This is a genomic window from Phenylobacterium sp. NIBR 498073 (assembly GCF_027286305.1).
GTDB lineage: Bacteria > Pseudomonadota > Alphaproteobacteria > Caulobacterales > Caulobacteraceae > Phenylobacterium.
In genome coordinates this window covers 2,457,425-2,482,474 of record NZ_CP114599.1, presented here as the reverse complement: position 1 = coordinate 2,482,474, position 25,050 = coordinate 2,457,425, and the positions used below count along the sequence as shown (strand labels likewise).

Genomic DNA, 25,050 nt, shown 5'->3' with positions numbered 1-25,050 from the left:
ATTTCTACCAAGATCCCCAGTAGCGTCGCCGCGATGCTGTTGCTGGCCGCCTGCGGGAGGGAGCAAGCCGCACCGCCGCCGCCGCCCGCGCCGAAGGTGGAGCCGCCTCCGACGACGGGAGATTACAAGCCCAAACCCAGTCCCACGCTGACGGCGGTGAAGGCTCGAGGGTGGGTATCCTGTGGGGTCAATCCGGGCCTGCCGGGGTTCGCCTACGCCGATGATCGCGGCGCCTGGCGTGGATTCGACGTCGACATTTGCCGCGCCGTCGCGGCCGCCGTGCTCGGCGACGCCAATGCTGTGCGCTTTACGCCCGTCGCGGCGGCCGAACGCTTCGCCGCCTTGCGCGGCGGCAAGATCGACGTCCTGGCCCGCAACACGTCGTGGACGCTGGCGAGGGACGCGGGCGAGGGGGTCGACTTTGCGGCGATCACCTATTTCGATGGGCAAGGGTTTCTAGCGCCCAAGTCGCTGAACCTGACGAGCGCCGATGAGCTGAACGGCGCGCGGATCTGCGTCCAGCGCGGCACGGCGAGCGAGACCAATGTCGAGGACTACTTCAAGGCCCGAGGACTCAAGTACACGCCCGTCGTGACCAAGTCCGAGTCCGAGGCCCGCGCCCTTTACCAGAGCGAAGGCTGCGATGCGTTCACGGCCGACGTCTCGGCCCTGGCTTCGGCGCGATCGGTGATGAACAATCCCAACGCCCACGTGATCCTGCCGACCGTGATCTCGAAGGAGCCGCTGGCGCCTGTGGTTCGCCAGGATGATCCGGTGTGGACTGACATCGTGCGCTGGACGGTCTATTCGCTGATCCTCGCTGAGGAGTTCGGGGTCACTTCGAAGACGGCCGAGGAACTGGCCAAGAGTTCGGTCGACCCGCGGGTGCGCCGCTTGCTGGGGGTGGAGGGCGATTTCGGGCCGCTGATGGGCCTGCGCCGGGACTTCGCCCTACAGGCGATCATGCAGGTCGGCGCTTATGACGAAGTCTTCGCCCGTAATCTGGGGGCGCAGTCGGCCTTGAAGCTGGAGCGCGGCCATAATGCGCTTTGGAGCGCCCCGAAGCCTGGCCTGCTCTATGCGCCGCCTGCGCGCTAGGCGCCGGTGACGACGGGGGCGTCGGCCAGGCCGCCCCATTCGCTCCAGGAGCCGTCATAGACCGCCGTGCGGTCCCGTCCGAGCCGCGCGAGGGCCAGGGCCAGCACCGAGGCGGTGACCCCGGACCCGCAGGTCGTGACGATCGGTCTGGCGAGATCGACGCCGGCCTGCTCGAAGACGGACTTGAGTTCAGCGGCAGGGCGCAAGGTTCCGTCCTCGGCGATGACCTGCTCCCAGGGCAGGTTGGCCGCGCCCGGCATGTGCCCGGACCGCAGGCCGGCGCGCGGCTCGGGCGCCTCGCCGCGGAAGCGGGCGGCCGAGCGGGCGTCGAGCATCTGCGCCGAGCCCGATTGCAGGATGGTCTTGACGTCCGCGGCGCTTCTCACGAGGTCGGGGTCGAATCGCGGCGCGACGGCGGCGGGCGAGGGAACCACGTCGCCGGCCTCGACCGGACGGCCCTCGGCGAGCCACTTGCGAAGGCCGCCGTCTAGCACGCGGACCTTGTCGTAGCCCATGGCCCGCAGGGTCCACCAGACGCGGGCGGCCGAGCGGATGCCGTGGACGTCGTAGACGACGATGTCGGCGTCGCGGGACAGGCCGAGTTCGCCGGCGGCCTGGGCGAAGGCCTCGGGAGTCGGGAGCATGTGCGGCAGGTCGGTGTCGTGGTCGGCGACATGATCAATGTCGAAAAACACGGCTCCAGGAACATGCCGCTGGAGATATTCGGCGCGGCCGTCGCGGGCCTCGGCGGGCATGTGCCAGCTGCCGTCGACGACGCGGACCGAACCCAGGCGGTCCGCCAGCCAGGCAGTGGAGACGACCGGGTCCATGGCTAGAGCCAGCGCGGGATCGGGAAGCCGCGCTCCTTGAGGAAGACGGGGTTGAAGATCTTGCTCTGGTAGCGGGCGCCCTGGTCGCAGAGGATGGTCACGATGGTGTGCCCGGGGCCGAGGTCCTTGGCCATGCGCATGGCGCCGGCGACGTTGATGCCGGTCGAACCGCCCATCACAAGGCCCTCGTGCTCGACCATGTCGAAGATCACCTTGAGCATCTCGATGTCGTCGATGCGGTAGGGATGATCGACCTTGAGGCCTTCGAGGTTGGCGGTGATCCGGCCCTGGCCGATGCCCTCGCTGATCGAGGTTCCGTCCGACTTCAGCTCGCCGTCGGCGTACCAGGAATAGAGCGCCGCCCCATGCGGATCGGCCAGGCCGATCTTCACGTTCGGATTGCGGGCGCGCAGGCCTTCGGCGACGCCGGCGAGCGTGCCGCCCGAGCCGACCGCGCAGATGAAGGCGTCGACCTTACCGCCGGTCTGTTCCCAGATCTCCGGAGCCGTCGTCTCGACGTGCGCCTGGCGGTTGGCGACGTTGTCGAACTGGTTGGCCCAGATCGCGCCGGCCGGCTCCTTGGCGTTCAGCTCCTCGGCCAGGCGGCCGGAATAGCGGACGTAGTTGTCGGGATTGGAGTAGGGAACGGCGTCGACCTCGACCAACTCGGCGCCGAGCAGGCGGATGGCGTCCTTCTTTTCCTGACTCTGGGTCCGCGGGATGACGATGGTGGTCTTGTAGCCGCTGGCCGCCCCGACCATCGCCAGGCCGATGCCGGTGTTGCCGGCCGTGCCCTCGACGATGCGGCCGCCGGGCCGCAGCAGGCCGCGCCGTTCAGCATCGCGCACGATATAGAGGGCCGCGCGGTCCTTGACCGAGGCTCCCGGGTTCATGAACTCGGCCTTGCCGAGAATTTCGCATCCTGTCGCCTCGCTTGCACGGCGAAGACGGATCAGGGGCGTGTTTCCGATGGCGTCGAGGACGCTGCTGGCGACGGTCATAGCCGACTACTTAAGCCGGGCGGCAGGCGCAGAACAGGGGGCAAAGCCTCAGCTTTCGTCGAACCGGCCTAAGCTGTTCTGGGGCCTAGGCGCGCGAAAGGCTGAGCTGCACGACATTGGTCCGCTCGGTGCGGAAGCCCGCCTCGCAGTAGCTGAGATAGAAGCGCCAGAGCTTGCGGAAGCGCTCATCGAAGCCGAGCGCGGCGATCCCGTCCCACGCGCTCTCGAAGCGGCGGCCCCATTCGGCGAGGGTGTCGGCGTAGTCCTGACCGAAGCGGGTGATCCCGGTCCAGGCCAGGCCCGTCTCACCGGTGACGTCCTTCAGCCGCGCCTCGGACGGCAGCATCCCGCCCGGGAAGATGTACTTCTGGATGAAGTCCGCCCGCCGACGGTAAGACTCGAAAATCTCGTCGCGGATGGTGATGATCTGAAGGCCTGCGCGCCCGCCCGGTCGCAACACATCGCGGATCTTGCCGAAGTAGGTCGGCCAGTAGCGCTCGCCTACCGCCTCGAACATCTCGATCGAGGCGACGCGGTCGAACTGGCCCTGCACGTCGCGGTAGTCGACCATCCGGATCTCGGCCCGTTCGGCCAGGCCCTGCTCGAAGATGCGTTTGCGGGCGAAGTCGAACTGTTCCTGGGAAATGGTGATGCCGGTCACCTTGGCGCCAACCTCCTTGGCCGCGTACTCGGCGAACCCGCCCCAGCCGCAGCCGATCTCAAGCACGCTCTGATCGCGTTCCAGCCCCATGCCTTGGGCTAGCGATCGGTACTTGTTGGTCTGCGCCAACTCCAGCGGCTCGCCGTCGCGCGAGTAGCGGGCCGAGGAATAGGTCATCGTCGGGTCGAGCCACTGCCCGTAGAAGGCGTTGCCGAGGTCGTAGTGGGCATGGATGTTCTTGCGCGATCCCTTGCGGGTGTTGGCGTGCAGGCTGTGGCCGATGAAGTTGACGGCCCGCACGACCGGGTTGCCAAGGAAGAACCGGGCAAGGCGGTCGAAGTTCATGCTGACCGCGCCAAGCACCGCCGAGAGGTCCGGCGTGTCCCACTCGCCGGCCATGTAGCCCTCGGCGAAGCCGATGTCGCCGGCCGCCAGCACGCGGCGCATGAAGCCGAAGTCGTGGACGACGATGCGTCCGTCGACGCCGGGCTCCGGCCCCTTGATCCCCAGTTCGCGCCCTGAGGGCGTGATGAAGGTGAGTGAACCGGCTCTCCAATTCAGCGCCAGCAACCGGGCCGCAAAGCGGAATGCGGCAGGCGCGCCGACCAATGCCGGCAGCTTGCCGAAGGCCCGTGGTGAGGCGGCCAAGGCCGCCAGCGATGGTTCATGCGCCAAGGTCATGGCCGCAACCCTCGATTTTCACACCTGCAACACTGCATTTGGGATTGAATAGAATCAACTCCAGTACGCGGAAGCTGTGCAGCTGGTTGCCGAGGTTCACGTTTTCGCGCTTGTGAACCGGGCGCACGCGCGCCACTTAGGCCCTGGCGCGAGCGCGCCGCTGATCACCCAAATTCGAGAATGTCATGACCGCACTGACGCTTAATCGCTGGAATCTCTCGATCGGCGACGGCCAGCCGCTGGTCGTGATCGCCGGGCTGAATGTCATCGAAGACCTGGACCTGGCGCTGGAGACCGGCCGCCACCTGAAGGCCGTAACGGCCGAACTGGGCCTGCCCTATGTGTTCAAGGCGAGCTTCGACAAGGCCAACCGCTCGTCGGTGAAGAGCTTTCGCGGGCCCGGCCTGAAGGAAGGCCTGAAGATCCTGGCCGAGGTGAAGGCGCAGCTCGACGTGCCGATCTGCACCGACCTGCACGAGGTCGAACAGGCCGAGCCCGTGGCCGCCGTCGCTGATTTGGTGCAAATCCCGGCGTTTCTTTGCCGCCAAACCGATCTCGTCGTGGCGACGGCCAAGGCGACCGGCGCGGCCGGCGGCCTGGTGCACGTCAAGAAGGCGCAGTTCCTGGCCCCCTGGGACACCAAGAACATCCTCAGCAAGATCAAGGAAGTTTCGCACGTCGGGGTGATCCTCTGCGAGCGCGGCAGTTCGTTCGGATACAACAACCTGGTGGTCGACATGCTGGCGATCCCGGAAATGAAGAAGCTGGGCGCTCCGGTGACGATCGACGCCACCCACGCGGTGCAGCTGCCGGGCGCCGACCCGCGCACGGCGGGCGCCTCGACCGGCGGACGTCGCGACGGCGTTTCGATCATCGCCAAGGCGGCGGTGGCCTCGGGCGCCAATGGCGTGTTCTTCGAATTCCACCCCGATCCGGACAAGGCGCTGTGCGACGGCCCGAGTTGCCTGCCGCTGGATGGCGCGCGCGATCTGCTGGCCAGCGTCAAAGCCGTTCATGCGGCGGTTCAGTAATCGGCGTAGGCTCTGAGCATCATGGACCTCGCGGCCCTTCAGAAGATCCTCTCGGCCCTGTCGGGCGCCCGCATCGCCTGCGTCGGCGACCTGATGGTGGACCGGTTCGTCTATGGCGACGTGACCCGCGTTTCGCCCGAGGCGCCGATCCCGGTCCTGGCCCGCAAGCGTGAGCTGGTGATGCTGGGCGCGGCGGGGAACGTCGCGCGCAACGCTGCGGCGCTGGGCGGCGAGGTCTGCCTGGTCGGGATGATCGGCGGCGATCCGGAGGGCGTCGAGGCCCTGCGCCTGATCAAGGCCGAGGAAGGCGTCGAGGGCTTCGTCGTCACCGACGGCGCGCGCCCGACCACCCTGAAGACCCGCTTCGTGTCCGGCGGCCAGCAACTGCTGCGGGTCGACATGGAGACCAGCGGCCCGGCGACCGGCGAGGTCGAACAACGCCTGGTCCGCACCGTCCGCGACGTGGCCAAGGACGCCGGCGTCATCCTGCTGTCGGACTACGGGAAGGGCGTGGTGACCCCGGCGGTCATCGAGGCCTGCCGGGCGTCCGGCGCGCTGATGATCGTCGACTCCAAGGCCCGTTCGTTCGCGCGCTACGGGGCGGTCGACATCGTCAAGCCGAACGCCGCCGAACTGGCGCACGCCACCGACATGCCGACCCAGACCGACGCCGAGATCGAGGCGGCGCTGGCCCACGCCCTGACGCTTTGTGAGGCCAAGGCGATCCTGGTGACGCGGGCCGCCAAGGGCATCTCGCTGGCCGAGCGCGGCAAGAGCGTGCGCCATTTCCCCGGCGTGCCACGCGAAGTGTTCGACGCCTCCGGCGCCGGCGACACCACCCTGGCCGCGCTCGGCGTCGCGCTGGCGGCCAAGGTCGACGTGGCCGACGCCATCGAGTTCGCGATGCTGGCGTCCGGGGTCGCGGTCGGCAAGGCCGGGACGGCGGTCGTCACCCCCGAGGAGATGATCGAGGCCTCGATCACCGCGCACATGGCCCCGGCCGAGGCCAAGATCGCCACGCCGCAACGCATGGCCGACGAAATCGCCCGCTGGCGGGCGAAGGGCTTGAAGGTCGGTTTCACCAACGGCTGCTTCGATATCCTGCACCGCGGTCACGTGGCCTATCTGGCCCAGGCACGGGCCTGGTGCGACCGGCTGATCGTCGGGGTGAATTCGGACCGTTCGGTGCGCGAGCTGAAGGGCGAGGGCCGGCCGGTCAACGACCTGGAGAGCCGCGCCATGGTGCTGGCCGGGTTGGGGTCGGTGGACCTGGTGGCCCCGTTCGATGAGGACACCCCGATCGCCTTGATCGAAACCGCTCGCCCCGACGTGCTGATCAAAGGCGCCGACTACGCCGAGAGCGAGGTGGTCGGCGGCGATTTTGTGAAGTCTTATGGGGGCGAGGTCAGGCTGGCCCAGATCGTGGACGGCTATTCCACGACCGCGGCTATCGCCCGGATGCAGGAGAAGGCATGACCCGTCGCATCATCTTCGTCACTGGCGGCGCCGGCTTCATCGGTTCGAACATTGTCGCCAAACTGGCCGAGGACCCTTCGCTGGACGTGGTGGTCTGCGACCGGCTGCGCGAGGCCGAGCTCGGCAAGTGGCGCAACATCGCCAAACACCCGATCGGCGATTTCGTAGCGCCCGAAGCGATGTTCGAGTGGCTGGAGAAGCGCTGGCGCGACGTCGAGCTGGTCGTCCACATGGGCGCGGTGTCCTCGACGACCGAACCGGACGCCGACAAGATCATCCATTCGAACTTCACGCTGTCGCGCGACCTGTTCCGCTGGTGCGCCGATCACCAGCGCCGCTTCATCTACGCGTCGTCGGCCGCGACCTATGGCGATTCCGTCGACTTCCAGGATCGCGACGACCTGGAATGGCTGACGGGCCTGCGGCCGCTGAACACCTATGGCTGGTCCAAGGCGCTGTTCGACCTGTTCGCCGCGCGCCAGGCCGCGCGCGATTATGCGCCGCCGCAGTGGGTCGGGCTGAAGTTCTTCAACGTCTACGGGCCGAACGAAGAACATAAGCACTCGATGAAGTCGGTCGCCTCGCAGATCTGGCCGAAGGTGCGCGACGGCCATTCGGTGCAGCTGTTCAAGTCGTACCGCGAGGGCGTGCCCGACGGCGGCCAGACCCGCGACTTCGTCTATGTCCGCGACGTCGCCGACGTGATCGGCTGGCTGGCCAAGAACGAGCAGGTCAACGGTATCTACAACCTGGGCTCGGGGACCGCCCGGACCTTCGAGGACCTGGCGCGCGCCGTCTTCGCCGCGGCCGGCCGGGCCCCGGAGATCGAGTACACGCCGATGCCGCCGGCGATCCGGGACAAGTACCAGTATTTCACCCAGGCCAAGATGGAGCGGCTGCAGGCGGCCGGTTACAACCAGCCGATGACGACCCTGGAGGACGGCGTGAGCGACTACGTGAAGCGCTATCTCTCCCAGCCTGATCCCTACCGCTAGGCGAAGGGGCGCATGGCCGATCGTCCGAAGGGTATTCGGCGTCTGATGGCCGCCGCGATCGTGCTGGTCGCGCTGGTGCTGGCGGCCGCGGTCTATGTCTGGCGCGACGACATCCTGCGCACGCGGCTCGATCCGAAAGAGCCCTTCCAGACCTATGATCCGCCGCCGGCGCCGGACTATGCGCAGCGGTCGGCCTGGGCGCTGATGCCGAACGCGCCTGAGGCGCCGACGGCGGGCGAGCCCCCCGCCGACGTGTTCTTCGTCGGGCCGACGACCTTCGACGGCGGCCGTCATTGGAACGCGCCGATCGACGACCCCAAGGCCGACCGCCTGTTCCGACAGGTGATGGCGCCGAACTATGCCGGTCCGTTCGTCCGGGTCGGCCGGATCTTCGCGCCGCGCTACCGCCAGGCCAGCCTCTATACGCTGATGACACTGCGCGACGACGCCAGGGAGGCGCGCCGTTTCGCCTATGGCGACGTCGCCCAGGCGTTCCGCTACTACGTCGCCCACTACAACCTCGACCGCCCGTTCGTGATCGTCGGGGTGGAGCAGGGCGGCACCCTGGCGACGCGGCTGATCGCCGAGGAGGTCGCGGCCAATCCGACGCTGCGCGCGCGCCTCGCGGCCGCCTATCTGGTGCAGACGGTCGTCCCCTCCGACAACCCGCCGCTGCCGCCGTGCCTGGCGCCCAAGCAGACCGGTTGCCTGGCGGCCTGGGCTTCGGTCTATGACGGCGAGCCCGAGCGCGCCCAGGCGCTGCTGGACCGCTCGCTGGTCTGGAACGACGTTGGGCAACTGGTCAATCTCGGCAGTCGCACCCCGATCTGCTTCAATCCCTTGTTCGGCGCGGTCGTCGACGCCGAGGCGCCGGCGCGCCTGAACCTGGGGGCGACCAACGCGACGGGGCTGGAATGGGGCGCGCGCCCGGCGTTCCTGACCCGCCAGGTCGGGGCCAAGTGCGACAAGGGAATCCTGCGGGTGACGCGGCCGAAGTCGCCGTCGCTCAAGCCCTCGGGGTCCTGGACCGACCGCCGCCGGGCGCCAGGCTACAACGTGTTCTTCGCCGACCTGGAAGCCGACGCCGGGGCCCGGGTCGCGGCCTTGGCCGAGCCCGGAACGACGCCTGCCGATTGACCCTCCGAGGTTTCGGGGACCATCGTGGCGTCACCGCAGGGCAGGAGACGCCGGATGGACAACCGCCAGATCGTTCTTGAGCAGATTCCGCAGGGCAAGCTGACGCCGGATCACTTCCGGATGCAGACGACGCCGGCCCCCGCGCCCGCCGACGGCGAGGTGCTGGTACGCACGCGGTACATCTCGCTAGACGCGGCGAACCGAGCCTGGATGCAGGGGGCGACCTATGTTCGGCGCTGCAGTCCGGCGACGTCATGGCCGGCGGCGCGGTCGCCGAGGTGGTCGAGAGCAAGGCGGCGGGGCTCAAGGCCGGCGACCTCGTGTTCGCCGACACCGGCTGGCAGGAGTACGCCGCCGTTCCGGCCAAGGGGCTGGCGCCGCTGCCCGACCTGAAGCCGATGACCCACCTGATCAGCGTCTATGGGGTGGCCGGGCTGACGGCCTATTTCGGGCTGATGGAGTGCGGCCGGCCGCAGGCGGGCGAAACGGTCGTGGTCTCAGCCGCGGCCGGATCGGTCGGGTCGATCGTCGGGCAGCTTGCCAAGATCAAGGGCTGCCGGGTGGTCGGGATCGCCGGCGGGGCCGAGAAGTGCGCCTGGCTGACCGATGAACTCGGGTTCGATGCGGCGGTCGACTACAAGGCCGGCGACGTGCGGCGCGCGCTGCGGGCGGCCTGTCCGGACGGGGTCGACGTCTATTTCGACAATGTCGGCGGCGAGGTCTTCGAGGCGGCGCTGTTCAACATGAACAATTTCGGCCGCATCGCCTGCTGCGGGGCGGTTTCGCAGTACGACGGGGCAGCGCCCGCGCATGGGCCGCGCGGGGTGCCGGGACTGATCGTCACCAAGCGGCTGAACGTGCGCGGCTTCATCGTCTCGGACTTCTACGACCGCCGCGACATCGCCCTGGCCGAACTGCAGGCCTGGGTGGCCAGCGGGGCGCTGAAGGTCCAGGAGGACGTCATCGAGGGGTTGGAGAACACGCCGGCGGCGCTGGTCGGCCTGCTGGCCGGGGAGAACCGCGGCAAGCGCATGGTCAAGGTCAGCTAGCCAGCCCGCATCCTAGCCCGCATCCTTCAGGGGCGAGCTCGGCCGCCAGTCGAACAACTCCTGCAGCACCCGCAGGGCCTGGCCGCGCGGCGAGGTCAGGGCGGGGTCGCGTTCCATGATCAGGCGCGCGTCGTCGCCGGCCGCGGCGATCAGGTCGCGGTGGGCGATCGGGTCGGCGAAGACGTAGGCCGGAAAGCCCGATTGGCGCAGGCCGAGCGCGTCGCCGCCGCCGCGCAGCTCCAGGTCGCGCTCGGCGATCAGGAAGCCGTCGTCGGTGCGGCGCAGGATGTCGAGCCGCTTCTGGGCGGTCTCCGACAGCGGCGGATCGTAGAGCAGCACGCAGGCGCTCTCGCGCGAGCCGCGGCCGACCCGTCCGCGCAGCTGGTGCAGCTGGGCCAGGCCGAAGCGTTCGGCCTGTTCGATGACCATGATGGTGGCGTTGGGGACGTTGACCCCGACCTCGACGACGGTCGTGGCGACCAGCAGGCTGATCTTGCCGTCGGCGAAGTCGGCCATGACCGCGTCCTTCTCCGGGCCGGTCATCTTGCCGTGCACCAGGCCGACGCCGGGGCCGATCCTGGCGCGCAGCTCGGCGGCGCGCTGTTCGGCGGCCTTGAGGTCGATCAGTTCGGATTCGGAGACCAGCGGGCAGATCCAGAACGCCTGGGCCCCGTGGGCGATGGCGTCGCGCAGGCGGGCCTCGATCTCGTCCAGGCGGGTGGTCGGGACGGCGCGGGTGGCGACCGGGGTCCGGCCGGGCGGCTTCTCGTCGATCCGCGAGACGTCGAGGTCGCCGTAGACGGTGAGCTCCAGGGTGCGCGGGATCGGGGTCGCCGACATGGCGATCAGGTGGACGGCCTGGCCCTTGGCCTGCAGCCGCTGGCGTTCGGCGACGCCGAACCGGTGCTGTTCGTCGATGACCGCCAGCCGCAGGTTCTGGAACGCGACGTCGTCCTGGAAGAGGGCGTGGGTGCCGACCGCGACCTGCACGGCGCCGGACGCCAGGGCGCGCAGCTTCTCGGCCCGCGCCGCGCCCTTGTCGCGGCCGGTCAGCAGGATGGCGGTGAGCCCGTGGCGGGCCAGCGGGCCGGAAATGGTCTCGAAATGCTGGCGGGCGAGGATCTCGGTCGGGGCCATCAGCGCGCTCTGGCCGCCGCCGGCGGCGACGTCGGCCATGGCCAGCATGGCGACGACGGTCTTGCCCGAGCCGACGTCGCCCTGGACCAGGCGGCTCATCCGCTCGCCGGCCTCGAAGTCGCGGCGGATGTCGGCCAGGGCCCGCTCCTGGGCGCCGGTCAGGCGGTAGGGCAGGTCTTCGCGTACGGCTTCGGCCAGCGCCGAGGCGGCGATGCGGGCGGCGGGCTCGGCGCGGCGCTCGGACTTGCGCTGGGCCATGGCCAGCTGGTGGGCGAGCAGCTCGTCATAGGCCAGGCGCTGGATGTGGAGGGTCTGGGGCGCGAGGTCGGCCTCCGACTGCGGGGCGTGCAGCAGCGCCAGCGCCTCGCGCCAGGACGGGAACCGCTCGCGGGCCAGCCAGGCGGGGTCCTGCCATTCCGGCAGGTCCGGCGCGCGGCCGAGCGCCTCCAGCGCGAACTTGCGCACGGTGCGGGCCGGCAGGCCGGCGGTGGCCGGATAGACGGCCTCGAAGGCCGGGATGTCGGCGGCCCGGTCGGGGGCGACGATGTAGTCGGGGTGGGCGATCTGCAGGCCGGCGCCGAACCGCTCGACCTTGCCGCTGACCAGCCGCTTGGAGCCGAGCGGGTGCTTGGCCTCGAGCTGGCCGCCGAAGCTGCCGAAGAACACCAGGCTGAGCACGCCGGTGCCGTCATAGGTCTCGACCCGCCAGGGCTGCTGGGGGCTGCGCGGGCGCTTGTAGGCGTCGATCTGGACCTCGAAGATCTGCACCGCGCCCTCGACCGCGCCGGCGACGGTGGCGTGCTCGCGGCGGATCACCGAGTGCGGGCGCAGGAAGGCGACGTCGCGCACGATCGGCCCCGCCAGCTTCTCCAGCAGGGGCGCGACGCGCGCGCCGACGCCCTTGAGGGTCGTGATCGGTGCGTAGAGCGGAAAGAGAATCTCGGGCCGCATGGCCGGAACATAGCGCGACCATGGACAGCCTGCGGCGCCCATGATGAAGTTCGGCAAAACCCAGGGGGGAAATCATATGCGTAAAGCGCTTCTGGCGGCCGTCGGCGTCGCCATGCTCGCGGCCTGCAGCCCTGCGGCCGAACAGGTCGAGCAGGCCAAGGCTCCGGTGGCCGAGCCCGCCGTACCGGTCGATCCGACGTTCACCGGCCTGACCCGTCCGAAGGGCGACGCCCAGTTCGGCTACTATCTGCCCACCGCCGAGGTGAAGGTCGGCGACTACCGGCTCGACAACCTGCACATCGCCGGCCAGATGGGCTTCAACGACTGGGAGAAGGGCGAGCGGACCAAGACCTACGCCCCGGTGATGCTGGAGTTCGTCGACATCACCAGCCCGGCCCGAAAGAACGCGCTGGGCAACGTCGTCTATTCGGTGAAGCTGAAGGTGCTGCCGGCCGCATACGCCGTCACCGACGATCGCATCCGCCTGGTGGGCAGCCATCCCAAGCTGGGCGAGGTGCGGCTGGACGCCAAGCTGGACCCTGCGGCGCTGAAGAAGACCAAGGGCACGAAGGGCAAGGACGGCCTGACCGTCGCGACCGGGGCGCTGCAGGTCGGCGACACGCCGTTCAAACAGGTGGCCTTCACCTGGCGCGGCGGCGACTGGGGCTGAGCCTTTTCAGCGAACGCGCTCTGGCGCGCGTGGGCGTAGCGGCCTATATCGGCCGCTCTCCCATGAGCACCGACGACACACGACTGAAGCGTTTGAAGTTCCGGGCCTGGCACCGGGGCTTCCGGGAAGCGGACCTCATCCTGGGGCCGTTCGCGGACACCTATGCCCACACGCTGAGCCCTGAGCAACTCGACGCCTTCGAGGCGCTGATGGAGCAGGCCGACCAGGACCTCTATGAGTGGATCGTCGAGCGCACCCCGACGCCGCCCGAGTTCGACGGCGAAATCATGCGCATGATCAAGACTTTCCGCTTTGAAGCTTACGAAGCGAGGGGCGGTCCTCGTGGCGGCTGACGGTTTCCGGGCGCCGACGGCGGCGGAGACCCGGCGCATCGCCCAGGACCCCGGCCGGCTCGACCTAGTCGGCGCACCGGAGGGTTTCGACGCGCTGGTCATGGCCGACATCGTCAAGGCCCGGGGCGGGCTTTCGGTGTTCGTGGCCCGCGACGCCTCGCGGCTGTCGGCCTTCGTCGATGCGTTCTCGTTCTTCGCCTCGAACGTCGAAATCGTGCGGTTCCCCTCGTGGGATTGCCTTCCCTACGACCGTATCGGGCCCTCGGCCGGCGTCGCCGCCGAGCGGATGACCGCCCTGGCGCGGCTGGCCAAGGGCTTCGACGCCAAGAAGCCGGCCCTGCTGGTGACCACGGTGCCGGCGCTGATCCAGCGGACGCCGCCGAAATCGGCGGTCGAGGGCGGCGCCTATTCGGCGACGGTCGGCAACGTCGTCGAGATCGCCGACCTGGAGCGCTACTTCGCGATCAACGGCTATCAGCGCGCCTCAACGGTGTCGGAACGCGGCGAGTTTGCGATCCGTGGCGGGGTGATCGACGTGTTCCCGCCGAGCGCGGACGAGCCGGTCCGCCTGGACCTGTTCGGCGACACCCTGGAATCGATCCGCGCTTTCGATCCCGAAACCCAGCGCTCGACCCGCCAGCTCAAGGACATCTCGCTGCTGCCGGTCAGCGAGGCGCTGCTGGACAAGGACAGCGTCTCGCGCTTCCGCCGCGGCTATGTCGAGGCGTTCGGAGCGCCGGGCGGCGATCCGCTCTACGACACGGTCAGCGAGGGCGGCCGCCGGGCGGGCATGGAGCACTGGCTGCCGCTGTTCTACCCGGAGATGGCGACGCTGCTCGACTATCTGCCGGCCGACACCCTGATCGCCCTGGACCACCTGGCCGACGGCGCCCGCGACGAGCGGCTCTCGATGATCGAGGACGCCTACGACGCCCGCGCCCAGGCCGACCGCAAGGTGCACTATCGGCCGCTGGAGCCGACCAGGCTCTACATGGACGCCGACGAGTACCGCGAGCGGCTCGCGGTTCTTGCGACCCGGCGGTTCTCGGCCTTCCAGGAGGTCGAGGGCGAGAGCGTCATCGACATGGGCGCGCGCCAGGGCCGCGCCTTCACGGCCGAGCGCCAGCAGGACTCGGTCAATCTGTTCGAGGCGACCGCCGACCATGCCAAGCGGTTGGTCGGCGAGGGCAAGCGTGTGCTGTTCGCCTCATGGTCGGACGGCTCGTCCGACCGCCTGGGCGCCATGCTCGCCGATCACGGCCTGAAGAACATCTCGCTCGCGCCCTACTGGGACGCGGCGCGCTCGGCTGATCCGAAAATCTTCCAGCGCGTGGTGTTGCCGCTGGAGTCGGGTTTCGAGACCGAGAAGCTTGCGGTCATCTCCGAGACCGACATCCTCGGCGATCGCCTGGCGCGGCCGCGCCGCCGCCGCCGCGCATCGAATTTCCTGGCCGAGGCCTCGTCGCTGACGCCGGGCGACCTGGTCGTCCATATCGATCACGGCATTGGACGCTACGAGGGGCTGAAGACCCTTGACGTCGCGGGCGCGCCGCACGACTGCCTGGAGCTGCAATACGGCGGCGAGGCCAAGCTCTACCTTCCGGTCGAGAATATCGACCTGCTGACCCGCTACGGCAGCGATGGGGAGGGGGTTCAGCTCGACCGCCTGGGCGGCGCGGCCTGGCAGGCGCGCAAGGCCAAGGCCAAGGAACGCCTGCGGGAAATGGCCATCGGCCTTATTCGCATCGCGGCCGAGCGGGCGACCAAGGACACCGACGCTATCGTCCCGCCGCATGGCGTGTTCGACGAGTTCTGCGCTCGCTTCCCGTACGAGGAGACCGAGGACCAGCTCAACGCCATCGGCGACGTGCTGGAGGACCTGGGCGCCGGCAAGCCGATGGACCGGCTGATCTGCGGCGACGTCGGCTTCGGCAAGACCGAGGTCGCGCTGCGTGCGGCCTTCGTGGTCGCCATGAGCGGCCAGCAGGTCGCCGTCGTGGCGCCGACCACCTTGTTGGCCCGCCAGCACTACAAGACCTTCTCGGAGCGGTTCCAGGGCTGGCCGGTGAAGGTTCGCCGGCTGTCGCGACTGGTGCCGGCCAAGGAAGCCAGCGAGACCCGTACGGCGCTGGCCAACGGCGAGGTCGAGATCATCGTCGGCACCCATGCGGTGCTCTCCAAGCAGGTGGGCTTCAAGAACCTTGGCCTGGTGATCGTCGATGAGGAGCAGCATTTCGGGGTCAAGCACAAGGAGAAGCTCAAGGAGCTTCGCGCCGACGTGCACATGCTGACCCTGACGGCGACGCCGATCCCGCGGACGCTGCAGATGTCGCTGTCCGGCATCCGCGAGATGTCGATCATCGCCACGCCGCCGGTCGACCGGCTGGCGGTGCGGACCTACATCACGCCGTTCGACCCCGTGGTCATTCGCGAGGCGCTGCTGCGCGAGAAGTATCGCGGCGGCCAAGCCTATTACGTGGCCCCGCGGATCAGCGACCTGCCGGATCTGCAGAAATTCCTGCGCGAGCAGGTGCCCGAGGTGAAGTTCGTGGTCGGCCATGGCCAGATGGCCCCGACCCAGCTTGAGGAGGTGATGAGCGCCTTCTACGAGGGCCAGTACGACGTGCTGTTGTCGACGACCATCGTCGAGAGCGGCCTCGACATCCCGACCGCCAACACCATGGTCCTGCACCGCGCCGACATGTTCGGCCTGGCGCAGATGTACCAGCTGCGCGGCCGCGTCGGGCGGGCCAAGGCGCGGGCCTACGCCTATCTGACCACGCCGGCGGAGAAGCAGATCACGCTGTCGGCCGAGCGCCGTTTGAAGGTGCTGCAATCGCTCGACAGCCTGGGCGCCGGCTTCCAACTGGCGAGCCACGACCTGGACCAGCGCGGCGGCGGCAACCTGCTCGGCGACGAGCAGTCGGGTCATATCCGCGAGATCGGGGTCGAGCTGTACCAGCAGATGCTGGAAGACGCAGTCAACGAGCTCAAGGAACTGGCCGGCAAGGGCGAGGCCGCCGACCGTGGATGGTCGCCGCAGATCAACACCGGCGCCGCCGTGCTGATCCCCGACGAGTACGTGCCGGACCTCAACGTGCGCCTGTCGCTCTATCGCCGCCTGTCGGACGCCGAGAAGGCGGGCGACCGCGAGGCGCTGGCGGCCGAGATGATCGACCGCTTCGGCCCGCTGCCGCCGGAAGCCGGTCAGCTGCTCAAGGTCGTGGCCATCAAGGGCATGTGCCGCGAAGCCAACGTCGCCAAGATCGACGTCGGGCCGAAGGGCGCGGTCGTCACCTTCCGCGGCGACGAGTTCAAGAACCCGATGGGCCTGGTCGGCTTCGTCCAGAAGAACCAGGTCGCCTGGAAGATCCGCCCCGACCACAAGGTCGTGGTGAAGGGCGAATGGGAGACCCCCGAGCAGCGCCTCGCGGCGGCCGAGGGCATCCTCAGCGAACTGGCGAAGCTGGCGGCGTGAGGCGGGGGGCGGTCAGCGCCGGACAGCGGGGCCGCTCAAGGCTGGCGGCGTCCGCCAACCCGAAACGCAGGTGCGCCGACGGTCGGAGCGGCTGGGCAGCTCTGGAGGCTTCTGACGCCCTCAAGTCCCGGTGAGCAGTTGCCGCCCAAAAGCGGTCCTCTCTTATGTCGGCAATGGGTGGAAACAGGACGCGCGACAGCCTAGGTTCCCACGATGGTGGTCTACGCTGTTCACACCAACTACGGCCCTCTACTCCTCGGCCTCGCGCTTGGGTGGGTCGTAACGTTCGTGGGCTCTCGGCGGTGGGGCGCACGATTTGCAGTCGCCGTTCTCCCAGTCGGCCTGCTCATACCCGCTAGTCAATTTCTGTTGAGACCCGGTCTCTGGCGCGCTTTGCTGGATCCAGAAATTGCGGCGTGGAACGCTGCCTATTGGCTCATACCGGCCAGCGCTGCCGCTGGCCTAGCTCTGGTATTGCGAAACCTTCGGTCGAACGTCCGCTAAGGGTCGATTTCAGCCATGGCCTTCAGTCCCGACAACGGACATAGGCCGCTGCGCCCGAGAGCAGACGTCTCAAACGTCGCCGAGGGGTGGATTGCGGACCTAGGCCCCTAGCTCCACCGGAGTGTCCGTGCGAACCCACTCCTTGTAGGCAATACTCAACCCGGGTGTTTGCGCCGGTATGCATCTCGAACCAGTAGGTATCTCCCCACAGGTCTTTGGTCTCTCTGGTCATTCCAGCGAGACGCCATCCATCTTCGGTCCGTTCGCACACCTCCACGTGCCAAAAAGTGGCGCGCGCGCCGATCAAAACGTTGAACCGTCCCTCGTCACGGTCGCGTTCGAAGCTCCGAAGGGTCGCGAGCGGTCACTAGGCCGCCGGCCAGAAGCGGACCTAAGCCATCCTACCCATGAGCAGACCTCGTGATCATCTCAGATGGGGGAGCGGATCTATGGCTCTAGGCCCGGCTCAAACTTGTTGTCATCGGATCGCACGCTCTCCCGCGCGAAGAAGGCTCGGGCAGCTGCTTCCTCGGGAGCGCGCCCGCGAAATGGTAGAGTCGGCCCCCATTTGGCGAATGCAGCTAGGAGCGCGGCTCCAATTCCGAGGTAGACCGCCATGAGCCGCTGTACTGATGGAGGGCCTAGAGTGATCACATGCACCAGCCAAAAGAGCGCCACACCTGCGAACCAAGCCAAGAAGAGCAGCGCGAGGAGCGCAAAGAACTTAAGCCTTCGACCCTCTTGACGACGTCGAACGCGCGCCTGCCAGCTCATCTCACCCCCTAGGCTCACGCACATGGCTCTTGGGTCCACAACGGGTCGATTCCAATCGTAGGCTTCAGTCCCGACAACGGACATAGGGCGCCGCGCCCGAGAGCAGACGTCTCAAACGTCGTCGAGGGGCGGGAAGCGGGCGTTGCACGAAGCTCGGCACCTAGATGGCAAACAACGCCCAGAACCCAATTGGAAGAAGGATCATAGTCACCCGCCAACTCCGGACGAGACCGCTCAGAACGGGGTCGTTCGCGCCAAGGTGGCGACCACTGAATACGTACGACCAAATCCAAGGGCCCATAAATGCCAGCGGATGAGGCCATGCCTTCACGTTTTCGGATTTCGGCGCGCTCACCGCCGCGTAGGAGAAGAGTGCGAAGCCGATGGTAAAATAGCCTCCGACTATTGCCGATGCGAGGGTGACGGCGATGACGTTTCCCATCCAGGTATACTGCCAGCGCGTGGGACGTCCGCAACGGGTCGATTTCGGTCCAAAGCTGCTGCACAGACTACGGACGTCGCTGCCATACCGGAGAGCCGACGACTACAAAGTCCCAGAAGGGATGGATTTCGATCGTTAGGTCCGTGGGGCACTGTGTCGGTGCGCAGTCCGCATGAGCGAGACAAGGCAGCCGATGACCACTGGAAACACGAGCACGAACACAACGGGCCCGGCGACCACCTGAAAATGCGCCAGCAGCGATAGGGGGACGACCCAGAGCATGAGCACCGGCAACATGTGCGCGAGGAGCACATAGAAGCCTTTCATCGTGGTCGGGCTGTAGGAGCCGAACCATCCGAGGGTCGGCCCAATCCGCTCGAACCAAATCTCGGACGCGTCGGCCTGTTCGCTCATCTCAACGCCCCAAAAGCTGCGCAGTGTAGCTTTCACTTCCCGCAAATGTCCGCAATGGGGTGCAGGCCGAACAGACCTTGGGGCGCCGCCGGCGCTGGAGGAACCGCCAAGGTGGGCGCGGCGACGGCCATTGTTGCGAGAACCATCAAGGCTTTCATCCCGACCTCCTGACCGCGGCCACATCATGTGGCGCCGAGCGCGCGCGAGGGCCGGCTGGCCATGGAGGCTGTTGCAGCCGCCGCGGCCGCTGGTCCTCGGCGAGGGCCGATCCTCGCCGTACCGGGACGTTCTAGCTCGCCTTCTGGTGAGCCCTTGCCGCGGCCTCTTCGAGCGCCTTGCCGACGCTTTCGGGGGAGGTGACCTCGGCGACGCCGATGTCGAAATCGACCACGAACGGCGGCTGGCCGTCGCCGGCCTCAAAGGCGGTGCAGCCGATGACCGCGGCGATGCGCTCGCCCGCGGCGCGGGCGGCGGCCTTGCCGGTGGCCGGCAGGGCCAGGGCGAAGACTTCCTGGCCGAGGCGCGCGGCGGTGTCCTCGACGCGGACCAGGCGGCCGATCATCGAGCCGATCTGCGGGATCGCGCGGTCGAGCCAGCCGGCGGCGCGTGCGGCGGAGACGTCGGTGCGCTCGGCCACCTTGAGCACGCAGACCGACAGCGGGCGGCCGCGCTCGCGCGAGGCCTGGGCCAGACGTCCGGCATGGCGGGCGAAGAGGTCGCGCGTGAAGAGGCCGGTGGCCGCATCCATCAGGCCCGACGTGCGCGCCAGTTCCAGCGCCCGGCGGACCGCGGTCTGACGGCGATAGCTGCGGGCCAGCTCCAGCACGCGGCGGGCGGTCTCGGTCTCCGGCGTCTCTGGCGAAGCCACGTCGGAGACGCCGCGATGGTAGGCCTCCGACATCGTCACGTAGCTCTCCTGGCGCATGTAGAGCAGGGCGGGCGTGTGATAGAGGCGGGTGTTTCGGCGCATGCCGGCGGCGATGGACAGCGCCTCCTGGCTGGTGTCGCCGGCCCATAGCACGACGGCGTCGAACGGACGCTCATGCAGGTAGTCGAAGGCGGTATAGGCGGTGAAGGCGCCCACGACCTCGGCGCCTGAACGGGTCAGGGCGTTGGCCAGGGCCAGGAACTGCGGAGCCGGCTCGCCGATCGCCAGCACCTGATAGGGCGTGGATTCGGGCTCGGGCATGTCCAGCCGCCGCCCGCGTTCGGCGAAGGTCTCCAGCCGAAGCTCGAACTCTTCCTCGGCCACGGCGGTGCGCACCAGGGTCTCCAGCCGCATGACCATCTGGGCCGGATGGACAGGTGCGGCCAGCGTCAGGTCGAAGTCGTAGGTCTCGAGTTCGGGGCCGGGATCGCCGATCGCGATGACCGGAATCCGGCGCGGCGCGCAGGCCGACTTCAGGCGGCGCGCCATGGTCAGCGCCTCGTGGCCGCCGCTGGCGAGGTCGACGATCGCGGCCTCGACATTGAGATCGGCCAGCGTAGCCGCGGCGGCGTAGGGGCCCCGGGCCGTCACCGTGCGCCAGCCCAGCCGATCGAGGCCCTCGGCCAGGGGGCCAGCAACCGCATCGTCCTTCGCGACGATCAAAACTCGCGCCTGGACGCCCGCCGTCATTCGCTTAAACCCTGGCCTCTCGGTCGCGCGCCCGCCCAGGCTGGGCGGGAATCGACGTGCCCAGCGATTATACAGCCGCAAGGCGAATGACACAGCGACGCGCAGTCGCAAGCCTGTGGAGGAGAGACGGGATGGAGCAGACCCTGAAGGGCCAGGTGGCGGTGATCACCGGCGCGTCGGGCGGGCTGGGCGCGCATTTCGCGCGGGTGCTGGCGAAGGCGGGCGCGTCGGTGGCGCTGACCGCGCGTCGCCTGGATCTGGTGGAAAGCCACGCCGGGGCCATCGCCGGGGCGGGCGGCCAGGCGATGGCGCTGAAGCTCGACATCGCCGACGCCGCCGCCATCGGTCCTGCCTTCGACGAGGTCGAGGCGGCGCTGGGCCCCATCTCGATCCTGATCAACAACGCCGGGGTCGGCGGCGAGGGCCTGGCCCTGGACCTCTCCATCGAGGACTGGGACCGCACCTTCGACGTCAATGTGCGCGGGGTGTTCTTCGCCGCCCAGCAGGCCGCCAAGCGGATGATCGCCTCGGGCGTGGCCGAGCGCGGCGACGCGCGCATCGTCAACATCGCCTCGATCGCCTCGCACACCGTGCTGCCGGGGCTGTCAGCCTATTGCGCTTCGAAGGCGTCGGTCGCCATGCTGACCCGCGGCCTGGCCCGCGAGTGGGCCCGCAGGGGGATCGCCGTCAACGCCATCTGCCCCGGCTATATCGAGACGGACATCAATTCCGACTGGTTCAAGACCGAGGGCGGGCTGAAGCAGATGAAGGGCTTCCCGCGCCGGCGGCTGATGGACGCCGAGGATCTCGACGCCTCGCTGCTGATGCTGAGCGGGCCCGCGGCGCGGGCCATCACCGGGACGGTGATCACCATCGACGACGGCCAGTCGCTGCCGGGCGGCGGCTGAAGCCGTTGGCTGACGGCGCGTCATGGCCGCTAGGTTCGGCCCGACAAAACAGGGAGACGTCGCATGGGTAAGGGACCGCTTTCAGGGCTGAAGGTCGTCGAGTTCGCTGGAATCGGCCCCGGTCCGTTCTGCGGCATGCTGCTGTCCGACCTGGGCGCTGACGTCGTGCGGATCGACCGCAAGGGGCAGGGGCGGGCCTCGCCGGCCGACATCACCGCCCGGGGCCGGCGCTCGATCGGGCTCGACCTGAAGAACCCGGCATCCATCGAGACCTGCCTGAAGCTGATGGAGAGCGCCGATGCGGTGTTCGAAGGCTTCCGCCCGGGGGTCATGGAGCGGCTGGGCCTGGGCCCCGACGTCGCGCTGAAGCGAAATCCGAAGCTGGTTTACGGCCGGATGACCGGCTGGGGGCAGTTCGGGCCCTACGCCAACGCCGCCGGCCATGACATGAACTACATCGCCATCACCGGCGCGCTGCACGCTATCGGCACGAACGACAAGCCGATCCCGCCGCTGAACCTGGTCGGCGACTTCGGGGGCGGGGCGCTCTACCTGGCTTTCGGATTGCTGGCCGGGGTGCTGAACGCCCGCCAGACCGGCCAGGGCCAGGTGATCGACTGCGCGATGAGCGACGGCGCGGCTTCGCTGATGGCCATGTTCTACGGCTTCAAGGCCAGCGGGATGTGGAAGGAGGAGCGTCGCGCCAACCTGCTGGACGGCGGGGCGCACTTCTACGACACCTATCAATGCGCCGACGGCAAGTGGATCTCGATCGGCTCCATCGAGCCGCAGTTCTACGCCCTGTTGCTGGAAAAGACCGGGATCAACGATCCGGCCTTCGCCACGCAGATGGACCGCGGGAGCTGGAACGACCTGCGCGGCAAGCTGGCCCACGTGATCGCCCAGAAGACGCAGGCCGAGTGGTGCGAGATCATGGACGCCACCGACGTATGCTTCGCCCCGGTGCTCGACCTCGACGCGGCGCCCAAGCATCCGCACAACGTCGCGCGGCAGACCTTTGTGGAACTGGGCGGGGTGGTGCAGCCGGCGCCGGCGCCGCGCTTCTCGGCCACCCCGGGCGAGATCCAGGGCCCGCCGCCGGCCATCGGCGCGCATGATCGCGAAGCGCTGGCCGACTGGGGTTTCTCGCCCGCCGCCATCGACGAGCTGAAGGCGGCCGGCGCCCTCGCCGGATAACATGGCCGGATAACGCAAAGGCCCCGAAGCTCGCGCTTCGGGGCCTTGTCCGTCGCCTTGAGCGCGGAACTTACTTCTCGGGCGCGCCGATGGTCTTCAGCTCGGTCGCCGAGGCCTTCTGGGCGGCGTGCTCTTCGGCCGCCAGCGGGATCAGGCCGCGCTGCTGCAGGTAGCCGCCCTTGCCCGTCGCCGCATCGGAAACGAAGGCGTTGACGTACTCGCGCAGGCCCGGGATGACGCCGACATTGGCCTTCTTTACGTAGATGTAGAGCGAGCGCGACACCGGATAGGTCCCGTTCGAGATGGTCTCGAAGGTCGGGGCGACGCCGTCGACGGTGGCGGCCTTCACGGTGTCCATGTTGTTCTCGAGGAACGAGTAGCCGAAGACGCCGATGGCGTTCGGGGTCTTGGTCAGGGTCTGGACGATGGCGTTGTCGTTCTCGCCGGCGTCGACCCAGGCGCCGTCGGAGCGAATGGTGTGGGCCTTGGCCTTGAAGGCGTCCTCGTCCTTCTCGCGCAGGGCTTCCAGGGCCGGGAGCTTGCGGGCGCCCTTTTCCAGGCCCAGCTCGACGAAGGCGTCGCGGGTGCCGGAGGTCGGCGGCGGGCCGTAGACCAGGATCGCCTGGGCCGGCAGGCTCGCATCGACGTCCTTCCAGGACTTGGCGGCGTTCTTGGCGAAGCCCGCGCCCTGCGGCAGCTCGGCGGCCAGGCCGCGATAGACCTGGTCGATCTTGAAGTTGTAGGTCGGGCCGCTCTTGGCGTTGGCGATCACGATGCCGTCATAGCCGATCTTGATCTCGACGATGTCGGTGACGCCGTTGGCGGCGCACTGCTCGAATTCCGACTTCTTGATCGCCCGCGAGGCGTTGGCGATGTCGGGGAAGCCCGCGCCCGTTCCGCTGCAGAACAGCTTGAAGCCGCCGCCGGTGCCGAGGCTTTCCACCTTGGCCGCGCGGCCGCCCGTGGTCTTGGCGACGTTCTCGGCGACGCGGGTCGCGAACGGGAAGACGGTCGACGAACCGGCGGCCCACACTTGATCGCGGCCGCTGGCGCTGGGGCCGGCGGCCTTTTCGGCTCCGCCCTTGGGGGCTTGCTGGCCGCAGGCGCTGAGCGCGACGGCGGCGACGGCGAGATAGGCGAAAGTCTTCATGATCTGGCTCCGCTCGGGTACGGCAGAGGCGCTAACATTGTTGTTTGACGGTTCTGTGAAGGTTGGGTGACGAACGCGCGGGAGCTGAACGGGTTCTACGAACCGCGTTCAGCGTGGGTTCAGCCCCCGGGCGTCATCCTTGGCCACGGTCGGTCGTCGTCACTCCCGTCCCTCGATACGACGGCCGGCCCGATGGCATGACACGCCCATCGGCGGCGCGTCGGTCCCCCAGCAAGGGTCGGCGCGCCGTTCGCCGGGGCAAGATCACCGCTTGCGCGGGCAGGCGAGCTTCAGCACCTTCCGCGCCATGTCGCTAAGGCAACGAATCCAGCGTGTGCAGGAGTGGGATTGGGATCCCTCCCACTGGCTGCGCCTGGCCGTCCTGATTTCAGGTCGCGCGCTGGGCCGGCTCTGGGGACGGGACGTCATGCTCTACACGGGCGGGGTGTCGTTCTTCATCATGCTGGCGGTGTTTCCGGCGCTGGCGATCGGCATCGGGCTCTACAGCCTGATGGCCGACCCGAACGAGGTGGCGCACCAGGCCGAGGCCCTGGCCCGGCTGATGCCGTCGGGCGCGCAGGCGATCTTTCAGGCCGAGCTGGAACGGCTGGCGCAGACGCCATTCCATTCGGTGTCGGCGCAGAGCGGGGTGGCGCTGGTGGTCGGCGGCTACGCCGCGCACCGCGGCTTCAAGGCGCTGCTGGCGGGGCTGTCGTTCATTCACGACGAAGCGGCGCCGCGCAGCTTCCTGCAGTTCAATCTTCTGGCCTTGGCAGTGCTCATCGCCGCCTTCGCGATGCTGGCCTTCTTCTCGGCCATCTTCTTCTATTTCCGGTTCGTCGCCGCGGCGTTCGGGATCAAGCCGCTGGCGGGCGTCTCGTGGCTCTACAGCGAGTGGACCTGGGCGAGCTTCGGCCTGACCTTCGCGATGACGTTGATCTACCGGTATGCGATGTCCAGCCGGCCGGTGGCCTGGATGCCGTCGATCCTCGGCGGGGCGGCGGCGGCGATCCTCTGCCTGCTCGTGTCCTGGGCGAGCGCCTTCTATGTCGAACAGGTGGCGCACCTGGGCGCGACCTACGGATCGGTCGCCGCGGTCGTGGTCTTCCTGATCTGGCTGTCGTGGAGCGTGAACGCCGTGTTCTTCGGCGGCGCCTTCGCCACCGAGATCGAGATCGTTTTGCGCGAACGCGAGCGCCGTCTCCTGCCGGACGACTAGGCGGGCTCCGGCCGCGCCACCAGAAAACTGAGCACGCCGTCGCGCTCGCCGGTCTCGACGACGACGAAGCCGGCGCCGTTGGCGAAATGCGGCACGTCGATCCGGGCGAGCGGATCATCGGCGAGCAGCCGCACCTTCACGCCCGGCTGGGCGTCTTCCAGCGCACGCCGAAGGCGCAGGGTCGGCACCGGACAGCGGTGGCCGCGGGCGTCTACGGTGATTTCGTCAGTAAACATCTTGTGCGGCCATACAGGCAGAAACGCCTGAACCCAAGCG

Annotated in this window: 21 protein-coding genes; 12 read left to right on the top strand and 9 right to left on the bottom strand. The window is 68.4% G+C overall.

Annotated features, from left to right (window positions below; translation table 11 throughout):
- Nucleotides 1-33: 33 nt before the first annotated feature.
- Nucleotides 34-1,098 carry an amino acid ABC transporter substrate-binding protein gene (locus O4N75_RS12325; RefSeq protein ID WP_269625840.1) on the top strand — a complete coding sequence of 355 codons (1,065 nt, stop codon included), beginning with the start codon at nt 34-36 and terminating at the stop codon, nt 1,096-1,098.
- On the opposite strand, the gene sseA is transcribed toward O4N75_RS12325, so the two are convergent.
- The 3 genes from sseA to O4N75_RS12310 all read right to left on the bottom strand — a co-directional run bounded on the left by sseA (nt 1,095) and on the right by O4N75_RS12310 (nt 4,271).
- Nucleotides 1,095-1,928, bottom strand: coding sequence for a 3-mercaptopyruvate sulfurtransferase (sseA, locus tag O4N75_RS12320; protein WP_269625839.1), 834 nt, complete (start codon nt 1,926-1,928; stop codon nt 1,095-1,097). The genes O4N75_RS12325 and sseA overlap by 4 nt on opposite strands.
- Nucleotides 1,929-1,930: 2 nt before the next feature.
- Nucleotides 1,931-2,929: a cysteine synthase A gene (locus O4N75_RS12315; protein WP_269625838.1), complete on the bottom strand. Its 999-nt coding sequence runs from the start codon at nt 2,927-2,929 to the stop codon at nt 1,931-1,933.
- Nucleotides 2,930-3,014: 85 nt separating this feature from the next.
- The gene (locus O4N75_RS12310; RefSeq protein WP_269625837.1) at nt 3,015-4,271 is read right to left on the bottom strand and encodes a cyclopropane-fatty-acyl-phospholipid synthase family protein; all 1,257 of its coding nucleotides are present in this window, start codon (nt 4,269-4,271) and stop codon (nt 3,015-3,017) included.
- A gap of 185 nt (nt 4,272-4,456) precedes the next feature.
- Here O4N75_RS12310 and kdsA point away from each other — a divergent pair, with 185 nt between their 5' ends.
- From kdsA to O4N75_RS12285, 5 genes are all read left to right on the top strand, one after another.
- Nucleotides 4,457-5,302, top strand: coding sequence for a 3-deoxy-8-phosphooctulonate synthase (gene kdsA / locus O4N75_RS12305; RefSeq protein ID WP_269625836.1), 846 nt, complete (start codon nt 4,457-4,459; stop codon nt 5,300-5,302).
- Nucleotides 5,303-5,323: 21 nt separating this feature from the next.
- Nucleotides 5,324-6,778: a D-glycero-beta-D-manno-heptose 1-phosphate adenylyltransferase gene (gene rfaE2 / locus O4N75_RS12300; RefSeq protein WP_269625835.1), complete on the top strand. Its 1,455-nt coding sequence runs from the start codon at nt 5,324-5,326 to the stop codon at nt 6,776-6,778.
- A complete protein-coding gene (gene rfaD, locus O4N75_RS12295; protein WP_267230205.1) occupies nt 6,775-7,773 on the top strand; it encodes an ADP-glyceromanno-heptose 6-epimerase in 999 nt (332 codons plus the stop codon). Before rfaE2 ends, rfaD begins: the two co-directional genes overlap by 4 nt.
- A 12-nt stretch (nt 7,774-7,785) precedes the next feature.
- Nucleotides 7,786-8,910 carry a DUF3089 domain-containing protein gene (locus O4N75_RS12290; protein WP_269625834.1) on the top strand — a complete coding sequence of 375 codons (1,125 nt, stop codon included), beginning with the start codon at nt 7,786-7,788 and terminating at the stop codon, nt 8,908-8,910.
- Nucleotides 8,911-9,164: 254 nt separating this feature from the next.
- Complete coding sequence (locus O4N75_RS12285) at nt 9,165-9,959, top strand: NADP-dependent oxidoreductase (protein ID WP_269625833.1); 795 nt, start codon at nt 9,165-9,167, stop codon at nt 9,957-9,959.
- A 12-nt stretch (nt 9,960-9,971) separates the two neighbouring features.
- On the opposite strand, the gene recG is transcribed toward O4N75_RS12285, so the two are convergent.
- Nucleotides 9,972-12,047 carry an ATP-dependent DNA helicase RecG gene (gene recG / locus O4N75_RS12280; RefSeq protein WP_269625832.1) on the bottom strand — a complete coding sequence of 692 codons (2,076 nt, stop codon included), beginning with the start codon at nt 12,045-12,047 and terminating at the stop codon, nt 9,972-9,974.
- Between the two features lie 76 nt (nt 12,048-12,123).
- On the opposite strand from recG, the gene O4N75_RS12275 reads away from it, so the two are divergent.
- The 3 genes from O4N75_RS12275 to mfd all read left to right on the top strand — a co-directional run bounded on the left by O4N75_RS12275 (nt 12,124) and on the right by mfd (nt 16,548).
- Nucleotides 12,124-12,717 carry a hypothetical protein gene (locus tag O4N75_RS12275; RefSeq protein WP_269625831.1) on the top strand — a complete coding sequence of 198 codons (594 nt, stop codon included), beginning with the start codon at nt 12,124-12,126 and terminating at the stop codon, nt 12,715-12,717.
- 62 nt (nt 12,718-12,779) lie between these two features.
- Entirely contained in the window at nt 12,780-13,070 is a 291-nt protein-coding gene (locus tag O4N75_RS12270; RefSeq protein WP_269625830.1) for a succinate dehydrogenase assembly factor 2, read from the top strand.
- On the top strand, nt 13,060-16,548 hold the full coding sequence (gene mfd / locus O4N75_RS12265; RefSeq protein WP_269625829.1) for a transcription-repair coupling factor: 3,489 nt from the start codon (nt 13,060-13,062) through the stop codon (nt 16,546-16,548). The genes O4N75_RS12270 and mfd overlap by 11 nt, the downstream gene beginning before the upstream one ends.
- Nucleotides 16,549-17,986: 1,438 nt before the next feature.
- Here mfd and O4N75_RS12260 read toward each other — a convergent pair.
- From O4N75_RS12260 to O4N75_RS12250, 3 genes are all read right to left on the bottom strand, one after another.
- Nucleotides 17,987-18,268 carry a hypothetical protein gene (locus O4N75_RS12260; RefSeq protein WP_269625828.1) on the bottom strand — a complete coding sequence of 94 codons (282 nt, stop codon included), beginning with the start codon at nt 18,266-18,268 and terminating at the stop codon, nt 17,987-17,989.
- Nucleotides 18,269-18,403: 135 nt separating this feature from the next.
- Entirely contained in the window at nt 18,404-18,682 is a 279-nt protein-coding gene (locus O4N75_RS12255) for a hypothetical protein (RefSeq protein WP_269625827.1), read from the bottom strand.
- A 289-nt stretch (nt 18,683-18,971) separates the two neighbouring features.
- Entirely contained in the window at nt 18,972-20,300 is a 1,329-nt protein-coding gene (locus O4N75_RS12250; protein ID WP_269625826.1) for a diguanylate cyclase, read from the bottom strand.
- Nucleotides 20,301-20,431: 131 nt separating this feature from the next.
- Between O4N75_RS12250 and O4N75_RS12245 the strand changes: the two genes are divergently transcribed.
- Both O4N75_RS12245 and O4N75_RS12240 read left to right on the top strand, forming a co-directional pair.
- Entirely contained in the window at nt 20,432-21,208 is a 777-nt protein-coding gene (locus tag O4N75_RS12245) for an SDR family NAD(P)-dependent oxidoreductase (RefSeq protein WP_269625825.1), read from the top strand.
- 63 nt (nt 21,209-21,271) lie between these two features.
- Nucleotides 21,272-22,405, top strand: a complete 1,134-nt coding sequence (locus O4N75_RS12240; protein ID WP_269625824.1) for a CaiB/BaiF CoA-transferase family protein — start codon at nt 21,272-21,274, stop codon at nt 22,403-22,405.
- Between the two features lie 70 nt (nt 22,406-22,475).
- Here O4N75_RS12240 and O4N75_RS12235 read toward each other — a convergent pair whose 3' ends face one another.
- Nucleotides 22,476-23,558: a substrate-binding domain-containing protein gene (locus O4N75_RS12235; RefSeq protein ID WP_269629368.1), complete on the bottom strand. Its 1,083-nt coding sequence runs from the start codon at nt 23,556-23,558 to the stop codon at nt 22,476-22,478.
- 331 nt (nt 23,559-23,889) lie between these two features.
- On the opposite strand from O4N75_RS12235, the gene O4N75_RS12230 reads away from it, so the two are divergent.
- Nucleotides 23,890-24,774 (top strand): YihY/virulence factor BrkB family protein, encoded by an 885-nt coding sequence (locus O4N75_RS12230; protein WP_348649496.1) that lies wholly within the window; start codon nt 23,890-23,892, stop codon nt 24,772-24,774.
- On the opposite strand, the gene O4N75_RS12225 is transcribed toward O4N75_RS12230, so the two are convergent.
- A complete protein-coding gene (locus O4N75_RS12225; protein WP_269625823.1) occupies nt 24,771-25,010 on the bottom strand; it encodes a sulfurtransferase TusA family protein in 240 nt (79 codons plus the stop codon). The genes O4N75_RS12230 and O4N75_RS12225 overlap by 4 nt on opposite strands.
- Nucleotides 25,011-25,050 lie beyond the last annotated feature (40 nt).

Coding starts and splice junctions, on each gene's coding strand:
- O4N75_RS12325 (WP_269625840.1), top strand. CDS start 34: ATGCTGTTGCTGGCCGCCTGCGGGAGGGAGCAAGCCGCACCGCCGCCG.
- sseA (WP_269625839.1), bottom strand. CDS start 1,928: ATGGACCCGGTCGTCTCCACTGCCTGGCTGGCGGACCGCCTGGGTTCG.
- O4N75_RS12315 (WP_269625838.1), bottom strand. CDS start 2,929: ATGACCGTCGCCAGCAGCGTCCTCGACGCCATCGGAAACACGCCCCTG.
- O4N75_RS12310 (WP_269625837.1), bottom strand. CDS start 4,271: ATGACCTTGGCGCATGAACCATCGCTGGCGGCCTTGGCCGCCTCACCA.
- kdsA (WP_269625836.1), top strand. CDS start 4,457: ATGACCGCACTGACGCTTAATCGCTGGAATCTCTCGATCGGCGACGGC.
- rfaE2 (WP_269625835.1), top strand. CDS start 5,324: ATGGACCTCGCGGCCCTTCAGAAGATCCTCTCGGCCCTGTCGGGCGCC.
- rfaD (WP_267230205.1), top strand. CDS start 6,775: ATGACCCGTCGCATCATCTTCGTCACTGGCGGCGCCGGCTTCATCGGT.
- O4N75_RS12290 (WP_269625834.1), top strand. CDS start 7,786: ATGGCCGATCGTCCGAAGGGTATTCGGCGTCTGATGGCCGCCGCGATC.
- O4N75_RS12285 (WP_269625833.1), top strand. CDS start 9,165: ATGGCCGGCGGCGCGGTCGCCGAGGTGGTCGAGAGCAAGGCGGCGGGG.
- recG (WP_269625832.1), bottom strand. CDS start 12,047: ATGCGGCCCGAGATTCTCTTTCCGCTCTACGCACCGATCACGACCCTC.
- O4N75_RS12275 (WP_269625831.1), top strand. CDS start 12,124: ATGCGTAAAGCGCTTCTGGCGGCCGTCGGCGTCGCCATGCTCGCGGCC.
- O4N75_RS12270 (WP_269625830.1), top strand. CDS start 12,780: ATGAGCACCGACGACACACGACTGAAGCGTTTGAAGTTCCGGGCCTGG.
- O4N75_RS12260 (WP_269625828.1), bottom strand. CDS start 18,268: ATGGGAAACGTCATCGCCGTCACCCTCGCATCGGCAATAGTCGGAGGC.
- O4N75_RS12255 (WP_269625827.1), bottom strand. CDS start 18,682: ATGAGCGAACAGGCCGACGCGTCCGAGATTTGGTTCGAGCGGATTGGG.
- O4N75_RS12250 (WP_269625826.1), bottom strand. CDS start 20,300: ATGACGGCGGGCGTCCAGGCGCGAGTTTTGATCGTCGCGAAGGACGAT.
- O4N75_RS12245 (WP_269625825.1), top strand. CDS start 20,432: ATGGAGCAGACCCTGAAGGGCCAGGTGGCGGTGATCACCGGCGCGTCG.
- O4N75_RS12240 (WP_269625824.1), top strand. CDS start 21,272: ATGGGTAAGGGACCGCTTTCAGGGCTGAAGGTCGTCGAGTTCGCTGGA.
- O4N75_RS12225 (WP_269625823.1), bottom strand. CDS start 25,010: ATGTTTACTGACGAAATCACCGTAGACGCCCGCGGCCACCGCTGTCCG.